This window comes from Bradyrhizobium sp. SPXBL-04 (assembly GCF_051853035.1).
Lineage (GTDB): Bacteria > Pseudomonadota > Alphaproteobacteria > Rhizobiales > Xanthobacteraceae > Bradyrhizobium > Bradyrhizobium zhanjiangense.
On sequence record NZ_CP182472.1, the window covers coordinates 3,399,185 to 3,411,022 of the forward strand.

15 protein-coding genes are annotated in these 11,838 nt (G+C 65.5%); 7 read left to right on the top strand and 8 right to left on the bottom strand.

Features of this window, described 5'->3' with window-relative positions; translation table 11 throughout:
• Positions 1-183: 183 nt before the first annotated feature.
• On the top strand, positions 184-771 hold the full coding sequence (locus ACNJX8_RS15835; RefSeq protein ID WP_164939644.1) for a TetR family transcriptional regulator: 588 nt from the start codon (positions 184-186) through the stop codon (positions 769-771).
• Between the two features lie 450 nt (positions 772-1,221).
• On the opposite strand, the gene ACNJX8_RS15840 is transcribed toward ACNJX8_RS15835, so the two are convergent.
• Positions 1,222-1,875 (bottom strand): response regulator, encoded by a 654-nt coding sequence (locus tag ACNJX8_RS15840; protein WP_128932922.1) that lies wholly within the window; start codon positions 1,873-1,875, stop codon positions 1,222-1,224.
• A 7-nt stretch (positions 1,876-1,882) separates the two neighbouring features.
• Positions 1,883-3,253: a sensor histidine kinase gene (locus ACNJX8_RS15845; RefSeq protein ID WP_439361317.1), complete on the bottom strand. Its 1,371-nt coding sequence runs from the start codon at positions 3,251-3,253 to the stop codon at positions 1,883-1,885.
• A gap of 212 nt (positions 3,254-3,465) precedes the next feature.
• Between ACNJX8_RS15845 and ACNJX8_RS15850 the strand changes: the two genes are divergently transcribed.
• The 5 genes from ACNJX8_RS15850 to ACNJX8_RS15870 all read left to right on the top strand — a co-directional run bounded on the left by ACNJX8_RS15850 (position 3,466) and on the right by ACNJX8_RS15870 (position 7,819).
• The gene (locus ACNJX8_RS15850) at positions 3,466-4,236 is read left to right on the top strand and encodes a MotA/TolQ/ExbB proton channel family protein (protein ID WP_128932924.1); all 771 of its coding nucleotides are present in this window, start codon (positions 3,466-3,468) and stop codon (positions 4,234-4,236) included.
• Positions 4,233-4,919, top strand: coding sequence for a hypothetical protein (locus tag ACNJX8_RS15855; protein WP_128932925.1), 687 nt, complete (start codon positions 4,233-4,235; stop codon positions 4,917-4,919). Before ACNJX8_RS15850 ends, ACNJX8_RS15855 begins: the two co-directional genes overlap by 4 nt.
• On the top strand, positions 4,912-5,517 hold the full coding sequence (locus ACNJX8_RS15860) for a hypothetical protein (RefSeq protein WP_439361318.1): 606 nt from the start codon (positions 4,912-4,914) through the stop codon (positions 5,515-5,517). Before ACNJX8_RS15855 ends, ACNJX8_RS15860 begins: the two co-directional genes overlap by 8 nt.
• Positions 5,518-5,633: 116 nt before the next feature.
• Complete coding sequence (locus ACNJX8_RS15865; protein ID WP_128932926.1) at positions 5,634-6,374, top strand: metallophosphoesterase family protein; 741 nt, start codon at positions 5,634-5,636, stop codon at positions 6,372-6,374.
• Positions 6,375-6,379: 5 nt separating this feature from the next.
• Positions 6,380-7,819: a serine/threonine protein kinase gene (locus ACNJX8_RS15870; protein ID WP_439361319.1), complete on the top strand. Its 1,440-nt coding sequence runs from the start codon at positions 6,380-6,382 to the stop codon at positions 7,817-7,819.
• 22 nt (positions 7,820-7,841) lie between these two features.
• Here ACNJX8_RS15870 and ACNJX8_RS15875 read toward each other — a convergent pair whose 3' ends face one another.
• The 4 genes from ACNJX8_RS15875 to rpe form a co-directional block, all read right to left on the bottom strand.
• Complete coding sequence (locus ACNJX8_RS15875; RefSeq protein WP_128932928.1) at positions 7,842-8,033, bottom strand: hypothetical protein; 192 nt, start codon at positions 8,031-8,033, stop codon at positions 7,842-7,844.
• Positions 8,034-8,058: 25 nt separating this feature from the next.
• A complete protein-coding gene (locus ACNJX8_RS15880) occupies positions 8,059-8,238 on the bottom strand; it encodes a hypothetical protein (RefSeq protein ID WP_128932929.1) in 180 nt (59 codons plus the stop codon).
• 5 nt (positions 8,239-8,243) lie between these two features.
• Complete coding sequence (locus tag ACNJX8_RS15885) at positions 8,244-8,387, bottom strand: hypothetical protein (protein ID WP_164940187.1); 144 nt, start codon at positions 8,385-8,387, stop codon at positions 8,244-8,246.
• 152 nt (positions 8,388-8,539) lie between these two features.
• Positions 8,540-9,241 (bottom strand): ribulose-phosphate 3-epimerase, encoded by a 702-nt coding sequence (gene rpe / locus ACNJX8_RS15890; RefSeq protein ID WP_439361320.1) that lies wholly within the window; start codon positions 9,239-9,241, stop codon positions 8,540-8,542.
• A 282-nt stretch (positions 9,242-9,523) separates the two neighbouring features.
• Here rpe and ACNJX8_RS15895 point away from each other — a divergent pair, with 282 nt between their 5' ends.
• On the top strand, positions 9,524-10,333 hold the full coding sequence (locus tag ACNJX8_RS15895) for an EF-hand domain-containing protein (RefSeq protein ID WP_439361321.1): 810 nt from the start codon (positions 9,524-9,526) through the stop codon (positions 10,331-10,333).
• Here the strand turns inward: ACNJX8_RS15895 and ACNJX8_RS15900 are convergent, their stop codons facing one another.
• Both ACNJX8_RS15900 and ACNJX8_RS15905 read right to left on the bottom strand, forming a co-directional pair.
• Positions 10,334-10,558, bottom strand: coding sequence for a KTSC domain-containing protein (locus ACNJX8_RS15900; protein WP_128932932.1), 225 nt, complete (start codon positions 10,556-10,558; stop codon positions 10,334-10,336).
• Between the two features lie 262 nt (positions 10,559-10,820).
• Positions 10,821-11,822: a P1 family peptidase gene (locus ACNJX8_RS15905; protein WP_128932933.1), complete on the bottom strand. Its 1,002-nt coding sequence runs from the start codon at positions 11,820-11,822 to the stop codon at positions 10,821-10,823.
• Positions 11,823-11,838 lie beyond the last annotated feature (16 nt).

Genomic DNA, 11,838 nt, shown 5'->3' on the forward strand with positions numbered 1-11,838 from the left:
GAAATCCTCAATTTCACCGGCGTGATTGGGCATTGGCTCAATTTGCTGGTGGCGCGCCAGATCGCGGCGCAGGCTGCAAAACTGCCTCATTAAGGCATAGGCTTTCCGAACGACCGGCCAGGGCGCTTCGGAAGCGGTCCTATTGCCGGGTAACTGAACCCTGAACGGGAACATGGTGCTGGCATGAACGAAGCTGTTGTCTTGACGCCGGAGCGGATCCTCGAAGTCACCGAGGACGTGCTCAGGCGCTTCGGACTTGCCAAGGCCACGGTGGTCGACGTTGCCCGTGCGCTCGATGTGAGCCACGGCAGCGTCTATCGCCATTTCCCGAGCAAGGCCTCGCTGCGCGAGGCCGTTGCCAAACGCTGGCTCGACCGCATCGACGCGCCGTTGCGCGCGATCGCCGGGGAGCAGGGCCCCGCGCCTGATAGGCTCGATCGCTGGTTGCGCACGCTGTTCGCCGCCAAGCGTTCGCGCGTGCTCGACGACCCCGAGATGTTCCAGACTTATCTGACGCTGGCGCGCGAGGCCTGTGCGGCCGTCAAGTGTCACAAGGACACCATGATCGACCAGATCGCGGCGATCCTGACCGACGGCGTCAAGCAGGGCGTATTCGAGGTGGAGGACGTCAAGACCACCGCGCGCGCCATCTTCGATGCCACCGTCCGCTTCCACCATCCGGCCCATGCCGACGAGTGGAAGGATGCCGATCTCTCCGCGCGCGTCGATGCGACGCTGGCGCTGCTGCTGCGTGGGCTGAAGGCGGCCTAAAGCCGCAGGATCCCTTCAAAAGCGGTGTGGCTAATCAACCTCTCGCCTTGTGGAGCAGGGGGCCGTCGCGAAGCGAGGGCGAGGAAGCCTGGTGTCTTCGCGTGTGGAAAGCAGGGTCGGACGAGGGCACGACCGGCGGACTCTCCGGATATGCATTGACCGCGATTTCGACGACGTCCTTCGATCGCTTTCGAAGGCGGTAGAATGTGAGTTCCTGATCGAGCATTGGGCAGCGGAAGTGGACGACGGCGGTGTCCGGTAGGCGGCAAAGCTCGTCAATGAGTTCGCCTACTGTGATGATCGGGGGATGGTCGACTGTTTTGTGATGACCCTTACTCATGACCGTTACTCCTTCACTCCGTTGCTAACCGAAACTGAACGGTCTCCGTTCCATTCCGCTTGGCACATTGAGAAGGTTCACAGGACTGAAGCGATGCGGCAGCCCTGCTGCTAGATCCTCGTCAACCCGCACGACGCCGCAAGCCGTACGAGTTGCGCGTCCGTGCGCGCGCCCGTCTTCGACTTGATCAGATAGTGATAGTTCTGCACCGTCTTCACACTGAGGTTGAGATGCGCTGCGATCTGCTCGGTGGTGGCGCCGCCGGCGAACTGCCGCAGGATCTCGATCTCACGCTCGCCCAGTTGATCCAGCGCCGAGCCGGTCGGCGACAGGCTGTCCTCGGCTAAAATATGCGCGATGTCGTCGCTCATCGCACGCTCGCCGCGCGCTACGCTGCGGATCGCATTCACGACAGCCGACGGCTCACTGCTCTTGGTGACGAAGCCAGAGGCGCCGGCGCTGAAGGCGGCTTTCACCAGCACGGCTTCGTTGTGCATGGTGAAGACGAGAATGCGCGCCCGCGGGCTGCGCGCACGGATGTTGCGGATCGCCTCCAGCCCGCTCGCGCCGGGCATCGAGATATCAAGCACGACGACATCGGGATCGTGCGCCTTGAAGGCACCATAGGCGTCCGCGGCGTTGTCGGCTTCCGCCACGACGCGAAGATCGCCCTGGCTTTCCAGCACGCGCCGGTAGCCTTGCCGCACGATCGGGTGGTCGTCGACCAGCAGCACGGAGATTCCTGTTGCCGCGACCTCGCTCATCTCGGCGTCACGCGGCGAGCGGGATGGTGGCGGCCACGCTGAGGCCGCGGGTCGCGGGCAGGATCGACAGCGATCCACCGGCGGCCGCAACACGTTCGCGGATGCCGGTGAGGCCGAAACCGGCCGATTGCGCGACGCGCTCCGCATCGCCGCCGCCGTCGTCCTCGACACGGATCAGGAGCGCGTCGTCCTCGCCGGCTTGGCGCTCGATCCGCAACGAGATCTCGCGCGCCGAGCTGTGGCGTAGGGCATTGGTCAGGCATTCCTGCGCCACGCGATAGGCGGTGGTGGCCGCCGGACCGCTGATGTCGGTGAGATCGCCCCTGAGGTCGAGCTGAATCGTCGGCCGCGCCGCGCTTTGCGAACGCCAGCTGTCGACGAGATTGACGAGACTGGCCTCGAGCCCAAGCTCCTCGGGCAGCGGATTGCGCAGCCGCTTCAAGGCGTCACGCAGCGAGGCCATCAGGTGATGGGTGGCCTGCGAGATCATGCGCGCATCCTGCGCGATGCCGTTGTCTTTGCTTTCCTTCGCGCTCGCCATCTCGATGGTGTTGGCGAAGGCGAGGATGGCCGATAGATTTTGTCCGAATTCGTCGTGGAGCTCGCGGGCGAGCGCGCGGCGTTCGTCGTCTCGGATCTCGATCAGCCGCCGTGTCAGCGCCGCGCGCTGCTCGGTCGCTTCCTCCAGCCGGCCGCCGAGCGCATCGACGGCGCTACCGATCATCGCAAGCTCCATCGAACGGAAGCGCGGCAGCTTCGTGCGATACTGGCCGCGCGCCATGCGCTGTAAGGCGGTGACGATGGTGCGTGCCGGCGCCAGCGCGTGCGCGATCGCGAGCGAAGCCAGCAGAGCGATTGCCGCCGCCATCAGCAGAGCAACGTCGATCACGTTGAGGATGTACTCCCAGGCGAGCGAGATTGCGGCGGCGGCGTCCGGTGTCGCAACCACCGTGCCGGCGGCTGCCGCGCGGGAACTGACAGGCCGCACCACCTCGGCGTGGCTGCCGAGGAAGGTCGGCACGATCGATGCGAACCAGCGCGGCGGTGTCTTGCCGATGCCTTGGCTCTGGCCGCAGAGCGGCTTCTCGAACGCCGCGGCTGGCTGGAACTCGACGCAAACGCCGGGCGAGATCAGCTTCATCGTCTCCAGCGTGCGCCAATCCGGAACCGGCAAGAGATGCTCGCGGGCTCTGCTGCTGCGCAGCAAGAGCTCACGCCAGTACAGCGCCTGAAGCGCCTGCGCGACCCGCTGCGCGGAGGCCGCCGTCGCCCAGTCGACGCTGCGGTAGGCGTCGAACGTGGCCCACACCGTTGCCGCTCCCAGGCACAGCGCCACAATGAGCAGCAGACGGGCGACGAGCTGAAGCACGAGGCGCATGCGATCACCCCCAACGTTTGGTAAGCTCAGCCTAACAACGCCGCCGCGCCTTGCCAATTGCGGGGAACGGCAGGATGGCAGCTCGGGCAAAATTCCCAAGCCGGATTGGGCATGGGTCTTTGGACCTGGCGCGGCGGCTTTGATCTAATCGGGCAACAATCTTTCTCGGCCAATCGTCGCAGCCAATCGGCGCAAGTCAGGAGCAGTGCAGCATGAGTTCTATGACGATTGGACCGATCGCGGGCCAAGCTGCCGACCCATCCGAGCGCAGCGCGCTGCTGTTCTGGATGATCTTCACCGGGCTCTCGGTCTTCGCCGTCGTGCTCTTGTGGCGCTTCGGCCTGATCCACCTGATGCTGACCTCCGACCGCACCTACATTTCGAGCGTGATCGCGGTGCTTTATGTCGTCACCTGCGGCCACTGCTTCCTGCGGACGCGGGCGATCGCCCGTGAGGGCGCAGCGGCACGGCGCTGCCGGGCGGTGCTGTCGGCCGTCGGCGGCAGCAAGGCGCTGGATGCAGGGGCGACGGCGCTGCCGCGGGGCCTCGTGCGCGATCACATCGAGAGCCTCGTGACCAAGGCCGCCGCGCAAGGCTACCGGCCGGTCGACCAGACGCTGCTGCTGCGGACGCTGGCCGACCGGCTGCGCGGCTCCAACGGCTTCGGCGCTTTCGTCTCGGACACGCTGATGAAGCTCGGCCTGCTCGGCACCATCATCGGCTTCATCATCATGCTGGCGCCGATCGCGGGCCTGGATGCCGCCGACAAGACCGCGATGCGCTCCTCGATGGGGCTGATGAGCGACGGCATGGCGGTGGCGATGTACACGACGTTGGCGGGCCTCGTCGGCTCGATCCTGGTCCGCATCCAGTACTACATGCTGGATGCGGCGACCCAGCGGGTGTTCTCGGATGCGGTGGTGCTGACCGAGACCTACGTGACCCCGGTCCTGGAGCGCAGGGGATCTGGGACGCCGTCATGATGGATGATTTCGGTCTCTATCCGCGCGAGGAGGCGTTCGATCCGCTCGGCGTGATGCTGTTCAAGGCGCTCCAGGTGATCGCGTTCCTGTTCTTTCTGGCATTGCTTGCGGTCTCGCCGGACGCCAAGGACGGCAAGATCGATTCCAAGGCCGAGTTCATGATCACGCTGGACTGGCCGGACAATCATCCCGACGATCTCGACCTGTTCGTGCAGGATCCCGCCGGCAACATCGCCTGGTACCGCCACCGCGAGGCCGGCTTCCTCACGCTCGACCGCGACGATCGCGGCGGGGCCAATGACTTCATCATCGTCGCCGGCAAGAAGATCGCCTCGCCCATCCGCGAGGAGATCGTCACCGTGCGCGGTATCCTCGCCGGCGAATACACCGTCAACGTCTCGCATTTCGTCGCGACGACCGGCGAGCCCGTGACGGCCAATGTGAAGGTGCAGAAGCTCAATCCGACAGCGCAGGTGATCTTCGACAACAAGTTTACGCTCGACCACACCGGCGACGAGAAGACCGCAGTCCGGTTCCGACTCGATGCCGAGGGCAAGGTGGTCAATGTGGATCAGCGGCCGAAGTCGCTGCTGGAGACGTTTCGCAGCAGTTGGCGCAACGGCGGCGATGTCGATCCCAAGACCGGTGTGAGCAAGAACGCTGTGAGGGTGCGCCGTGATTAACTTGCAGACGGTCGTCATCTCGCTGTCGGTCGCCTACGCCGTCGTAGGCGCGCTGCTGCTGGTCGTTCTAGTCTATGCGCGGCTGCACTGGTCCTTGAAGGCGACAGCCGTCGTCATCACCAGCGCCTTCTATGTCGTCAGCTTCACCGAGATGCGCGGGTTACTCGGCTGGGCCAGCTCCGACCGGATGCCGGCCGCCTTCAAGCTGCTCCAGGCCCGCATCGTCGAGCCGCATTCGCTGGAGGGCGACCCCGGCTCGATCTATCTGTGGGTCGAGGCGCTGGACGAAGACAATCGCCCGAGCGGCATTCCGCGGGCGTTCCGGGTGCCCTATGACGACAGGCTGGCCGACAAGACCCATGCGGCGCAGAACGAGATCGCGGCCGGGCATCCGCAAGGCGGGCGCGCTGCCGATTTCGGCGGCGGTGACGGCAGCCTGATCGACATGGTGCGGGAATATGTGACGCCGAAGACGATCCTGGAGACCAGTGGCGGCGATTCCTCGACCGGCGAGTTCAATGCCCCGCCGGCCGGCGCGCAAAGCGCTGTGTTCACGCCGCTGCCGCCGCCCCGGATGCCGCCAAAGGACGAGCAATAGGCCCTTCACCATCGCGGCAGCGACCCGCTGGAAAACCGACCCGCGCCGGCGCATGTTCTTGACGTCCCTCAATTTGGCCTTATCGGCTTCCGATAAGATTTGAGGGTGGAGGGTGCGTGCTCCTAGCTGTCTTCTCGGATATCCACGGCAACCGGCAGGCGTTCGAGGCGTGCCTGAAGATCGCCCGTGCGAAGGGCGCGGAGCGCTTCGTCCTGCTCGGTGATTTCGTCGGCTATGGCGCCGATCCGGAATGGGTCGTGGACACAGCGATGGAGCTCGTCGCCGGCGGCGCCATTGCCGTGCGCGGCAACCACGACCAGGCGGTCAATTCCTCGGCCGAGACCATGAATGTCGAGGCGCAGGTCGCGATCGAATGGACCCGCGGCCGGCTCGATAGCGCGCAGCGGCGGTTCCTGGCCGAATTGCCGATGCTGGTGGAGGACGACGGCCGTCTGTTCGTGCATTCGGAAGCCTCCAGCCCGCAGCGCTGGCACTATGTCCGATCAACGGCCGATGCCGCCAAGAGCCTGATATCGACGCCCGCCCACGTCACCTTCTGCGGCCACATCCACAGGCCGGCGCTCTATTCGATGTCGGTGACGGCGAAGATGACGAGCTTTGTGCCGAAGACCGACGTGTCCGTGCAGCTCTTGCGCGGGCGGCAATGGCTTGCCGTGCTCGGTTCGGTCGGCCAGCCCCGCGACGGCGATCCATCCGCAGCCTTCGTGCTGTTCGACACGGTCTCGTGCCAGATCACCTATTGCCGCGCGCCCTACGATATCGAGACGGCCGCAAACCGGATCCGCGAGAACGGCCTGCCGCATTGGCTGGCCGACCGCCTCTCGCAGGGGCGCTGACGGCGATGCCGAAACCGCTGGTCAAATCAGGCGCTGTGATCGACGGCTTCACCATCGGCGAGTGCGTGCATGCTGGCGGAATGGCGACGCTGTGGACCGTCACCCATCCCGGCATCGATGTGCCCATGCTGATGAAGATCCCGCGGGTGTCGGAGGGCGAGGATCCCGCCGCGATCGTCTCTTTCGAGATGGAGATGATGATCCTGCCGCGGCTCGCAGGGCCGCACGTGCCGGCCTGTTTCGGCACCGGGGATTTCGCGCACCAGGCCTATGTCGTGATCGAGCGCATCGTCGGCACGACGCTCTACAAGCGGCTGCCGGACCTGCCGCTGCCCTATGACGAGGCGCGGCAACTCGTGGCGAAGATTGCGACCGCGCTCGCCGACCTGCACCGGCAGAACGTGATCCATCACGACATCAAGCCAAGCAGCATCATGTTCCGCGAGAGCGGCGAGGCCGTGCTGATCGATTACGGCCTGTCGCACCACAACCATCTGCCTGATTTATTGCAGGAAGAATTTCGCCTGCCTTACGGGACCGCGCCTTACATGGCCCCCGAGCGGCTGCTTGGTGTTCGTGACGATCCGCGCAGTGACCTGTTCTCGCTCGGCGTGCTGCTCTATTTCTTCACTACGGGCGAGCGTCCGTTCGGCGAGGGTGAGACGTTGCGCGCGATGCGGCGCCGGCTGTGGCGCGATCCCTATCCGCCGCGCGCATTGCGCGCTGACTATCCGCCCTGGCTCCAGGAGGTGGTGCTGCGCTGCCTCGAGATCGAGCCGGTGTGGCGCTATCCAACGGCGTCACAGCTCGCCTTCGACCTCACCCATCCGGATCAGGTCAAGCTCACCGCGCGCGCGGAACGGCTGAAGCGTGATTCCCTGGGCATCGCGTGGCGGCGCCGCTTCAATCAGGGCATCATGCAGCCACGGGCGAAGTCGGATGTCGCGGCGCAGATCGCGTCGAGCCCAATTCTTGCGGTGGCGCTCGACACGGTGGAGGGCGCACCGGAGCTGAACGAAGCGCTCCGCGTGACGACCGCGCGCATCCTCGCCACACTGCCCTCGGCGCGGCTTGCCTGCCTCAACGTGCTCAAGCTCAACCGCATCGCGATCGACCGGACGCTCGACGAGCAGGGCTCCAACAAGCATATCGACCGCCTGGTCGCGCTCCGGCATTGGGCGACGCCCCTCAAGCTGGATGAGAGCCGGCTGTCGGTTCATGTGCTGGAAGCCGTCGATCCCGCCGCTGCGATCCTGGAGTTCGCCGCGGTCAATCAGGTCGACCACGTCATCATCGGGGCACGGCAGAGCTCGTTCCGCCGTACGCTGCTCGGCAGCGTCTCGGCCAAGGTGGCCTCGGAAGCAGCCTGCACCGTCACCGTGGTGCGGCCGCCGCGAATGGCGGGGGATGCAGCCGAAGCGGATGCCGGCGAGGCGGCCGGATAGGGCTGCGCCTCCGAACGGCGGATCAGGCCGCGTGGACGGTGTGAGCAGCGCGCTTACGGCGGATGGGCCAGGAGAATTGCGGGCCGGGCTCGCCGTGATCCGCACTGCCGCCAAAATACTGGATGATCTCGCGGCAGGGCTCGCAGTTGAACAGGTTGCGCGACGCGGACGCCTTCGTCATTTCCTTCAGGCAGTTCGGGCAGTGCGGCTTCATGGTGGGCGGTCCGGAAAAGGAAATCTCAGTGTCGGCGCTGCGAGGAGAACGAATGGTCGAGGTCCGAATTGTCAGGCCAGGCATCGTTGTCCAGCGTGCCGTCGGCGCGTTCGAGGCGGCCGAACAAGTCATCGAGGCTCAGATGCGGGCGACGCGGGATCCGGCACCTGCGCTTCGGCTGGCGCTTCACGAGTGCGATCTGCATCGCGCTCAGTCCCGGTGACGATGAAGCGGGATGATGCGGGCCGAAGTTGGGGCCTTCACCGGTCGCGCCACGTAGAGGCTGCGAGCTGCAATCGCCGCATTGAATCCGAACCACAACGCTACGCCAGTCCAAACCAGGGTCGTCGTCATGATGTGCTCCCGTCAAAAGCAGGCAGGAGTCACTTGCGGTGATTTGCGCGAATCAGTGAAGTCCGGGTGAGTACGGATCAAGATTGCAGTTTCTAGGCATTGCGCGCTGCAACACCGCTAAGAGCCGCAGGTTTGCGGGCTCCCGATCCAGCTCAAATCGCTTCGCCGCGCGCCCCTAGCGCCGCGTTGCGGATGGCCGCGATGTTGGTCTTGTAGGCCTCCTGCGTGCCGCCCCTGAACACGGAGGTGCCAGCGACGAAGGCGTTGGCGCCCGCCGCCGCGAGCGCGCCGGCAACGTCAGGGCCGACACCGCCGTCGACCTCGATGTCGATCGGGCGTCCCGCAGTCATCGCGCGGATGTCACGGATCTTGCCGATCGCGGAGGGGATGAAGGCCTGGCCGCCGAAGCCGGGATTGACCGACATCACCAGCACGAGGTCGACCAGGTCGAGCACGTATTCGAGCGCGCTGATCGGCGTGCCCGGGTTGAGCGAGACGCCGGCCTTCTTGCCGAGCACGCGGATGGCCTGGAGCGAACGGTGCAGATGTGGACCTGCCTCCGCATGGACGGTGATGTGGTCGCACCCGGCTTTCGCAAAGGCCTCGAGATAGGGGTCGCAGGGCGAGATCATCAGATGCGCGTCGAAGATCTTCTTCGTGTGCGGGCGCATCGCCTTGATGACATCAGGACCGTAGGAGATGTTGGGAACGAAGTGTCCATCCATCACGTCGAGATGGATCCAGTCGGCGCCGGCGGCATCCACCGCGCGCACCTCCTCGCCGAGCTTGGAGAAATCCGAGGCCAGGATCGAGGGTGCTATGGCCAGGGGGCGGGGGGCGAAGGCTTGGGTCATGGCGCGGTTTCCGGTGGCGGCCGAAACAAGAATGGCCTCGCCTAACATGGGCCTCCGCAGCGGGCAATGCAGGGGGAAGCTGCTTCCTGTGGGCGGAAATTTCTGCCGCGACCGGCACGAATTGCCGGTGTTCCCGGACCGTGCAAGGCGCAGCGAAGGCGGATTTCATTGAGCTTTTCACGCTGGCACGACGCTTGCTGACGTCTCTTTCTGGCGTCATCTCTTGCTGACGTCGTCTTCGGAACATTGGCCGCGGCATGCCGCATCGGTTGGAGTTGTGCAATGTTGTTCGCCCTCGGTGCCGTAGGCAGTGCGCTCGACGTGATCCAGTCGCTGACGAGCTCGAAATCGTCATCGGCAACGCAGAAGACGCGATCTTCCCAAGGCGCAACCAATCCATTCGCGATCGACAGCGGCAGCAGCAGCACGACCAGCGGCGCGACCTCGTCGATCAATTCGGGCAGGTATCCGCAGATATCGCCCGAAACGATGAATGCGTTGTTCGCGGCGCAAAGCCAGTCGACCGACGGCGCGAGCGGGGCGACCAGCTCGACCTCGTCGAGTTCGGCGTCCTCGACCTCGAAGGACCGGGAGGCGGCGCTGAAGGATCTGTTCTCGCAGATCGATGCGGATGGCGACGGCAAGATCACCAAGTCCGAGTTCGAGGATGCGCTGGGCGCCGGCGGCACCAATCTGGCGCAGGCCGACGACGTGTTCTCGAAGATGGATGCGAACTCGGATGACAGCATCAGCCTGGATGAGATGTCGAAGGCGCTGACGAGCGGCTATGGCCGCCATCACGCGCAAGGCGCCGGCGGATCGGGCGATGCGTCGGGCGGCGGATCGGAGTCTTCGTCGAAGGCAAGCAGGGGGTCGACCTCGACGACGACGACCAATGCCGACGGCTCGACCACCACCACCGTCACCTATGCCGACGGTTTCAAGATGTCGACGACTGTGCCTGGCGCGTCCAGCTCTTCAAGCGCGAATGGTGGCGGCAATTCGCCCTATGATTGGTTCGGGCAGATGATGCAGCGTCAGGCGCAGGCTGTGTCCGCGACCGCGTCCTCTTCGATGTCGATGAGCGTGTGATCAGGATCCGGCGCGTCCGGAGTATTCACGCGTGATCTCGTGACAGGCATAGCGGTCACGGATGTGCTGGTTGAAGAACGTTCCCTTTGAGCGCGCATCCTTGAACGCGGCAACGACCTCGGCCGGAACGTCCTCGTAGACATACAGGCGACCGCTGACGAAAGTCACCTTCAGCTCGCGCATATCGGGCGCATAGCGAAAGAAGCGGATCACGGAAGACGGCATGACGGTGCACCTTAGCCCGTCAGGCAAACGCGGCATCCGCCGATTCGTTGCTAAAGCATGACGAGATGAAGCTCGATAGCTGCAACAGGGAGGTGGGCTCCCTCTCCCGCTTGCGGGAGAGGGTTGGGGAGAGGGTGCTTCCGCAATGGGACAATCGCCTAGTGGAGAGAGCCCTCACCCGGCGCTTCGCGCCGACCTCTCCCGCAAGCGGGAGAGGTGAGCGGCCCGCGGCAATCGATTCAACCTAATTTCCGTTTCGCTTCTAGCCAAACCGATCCCTCCAAGCCGGCTGGGCGCCCGCGAACGGCAAGGCCGACGCGCTGTAGACGCCACGCGCGATCGCGCGTGCGACCACGTTGGCAGCGATCGTGCCAAGCTCGGTGAGGCCGACCAGCGGCTCGATCGGCTTCGCGCACGTCGCGGCGGCGAACAGCACGTCGCCGTCGGTCGGCGCGTGCACCGGATAGATCGCGCGGGCAAAACCGGTATGCGCGATCATCGCCAGCCGCTTGGCCTGGGGTTTGGTCAGCACCGCATCAGTGACGATGGCGCCGATAGTGGTGTTTTCGCGCGCGCTCGCCGCGGGACCGCCCTTGATGCGCATGCGGAGCATGTCGTCGGTGAATCTGTCCGGCAGCCCGCGTCCGCCGAATTCGCCGTCCACCTCGAACGGCGCCGCCCAGAACCACGGTCCGTCGCCGACGGTGACGCTGCCCACCGCGTTGACGGCGACGATCGCCGCGACCTTGACGCCATCGGGCGTCACCGCCGAGGCCGAGCCGAGCCCGCCTTTGAACGTCGCGGTGGTGGCACCGAGGCCGGCGCCGACGCTGCCGAGCGCGAAGTCCGTGCCGGCGGCGGCTGCTGCTGCCGCGGCGTAGCCGAGGTCACGATAGGGCGAGAAGCGTCCCCAGGCCTTGTCGCCACCATTGAGGAGGTCGAACAGGATCGCGCCCGGCACGATCGGGATCAGCGCTTCGCGAACCCGGAAGCCGCGGCCCTGCTCGGCGAGCCAGGCCTGCACGCCGCCGCCGGTATCGAGGCCAAAGGCGGAGCCGCCCGACAGCGCGATGGCGTCGACGCGCTCGACGGTGTTGGCAAGATCGAGCAATGCGTCCTCGCGCGTGCCGGGTCCGCCGCCGCGAACGTCTATGGCGGCGACCGCCGGAGAATCGAAGACAACCGCGGTCGCGCCCGAGCCGACTTTTGCGTCTTCGGCATGGCCGACGCGGACGCCGGCGATGTCGGTGAGGAGATTTTTCAAACTGGCCTCGTGAGCT

Coding starts and splice junctions, on each gene's coding strand:
- ACNJX8_RS15835 (WP_164939644.1), top strand. CDS start 184: ATGAACGAAGCTGTTGTCTTGACGCCGGAGCGGATCCTCGAAGTCACC.
- ACNJX8_RS15840 (WP_128932922.1), bottom strand. CDS start 1,875: ATGAGCGAGGTCGCGGCAACAGGAATCTCCGTGCTGCTGGTCGACGAC.
- ACNJX8_RS15845 (WP_439361317.1), bottom strand. CDS start 3,253: ATGCGCCTCGTGCTTCAGCTCGTCGCCCGTCTGCTGCTCATTGTGGCG.
- ACNJX8_RS15850 (WP_128932924.1), top strand. CDS start 3,466: ATGAGTTCTATGACGATTGGACCGATCGCGGGCCAAGCTGCCGACCCA.
- ACNJX8_RS15855 (WP_128932925.1), top strand. CDS start 4,233: ATGATGGATGATTTCGGTCTCTATCCGCGCGAGGAGGCGTTCGATCCG.
- ACNJX8_RS15870 (WP_439361319.1), top strand. CDS start 6,380: ATGCCGAAACCGCTGGTCAAATCAGGCGCTGTGATCGACGGCTTCACC.
- ACNJX8_RS15875 (WP_128932928.1), bottom strand. CDS start 8,033: ATGAAGCCGCACTGCCCGAACTGCCTGAAGGAAATGACGAAGGCGTCC.
- ACNJX8_RS15880 (WP_128932929.1), bottom strand. CDS start 8,238: ATGCAGATCGCACTCGTGAAGCGCCAGCCGAAGCGCAGGTGCCGGATC.
- ACNJX8_RS15885 (WP_164940187.1), bottom strand. CDS start 8,387: ATGACGACGACCCTGGTTTGGACTGGCGTAGCGTTGTGGTTCGGATTC.
- rpe (WP_439361320.1), bottom strand. CDS start 9,241: ATGACCCAAGCCTTCGCCCCCCGCCCCCTGGCCATAGCACCCTCGATC.
- ACNJX8_RS15895 (WP_439361321.1), top strand. CDS start 9,524: ATGTTGTTCGCCCTCGGTGCCGTAGGCAGTGCGCTCGACGTGATCCAG.
- ACNJX8_RS15900 (WP_128932932.1), bottom strand. CDS start 10,558: ATGCCGTCTTCCGTGATCCGCTTCTTTCGCTATGCGCCCGATATGCGC.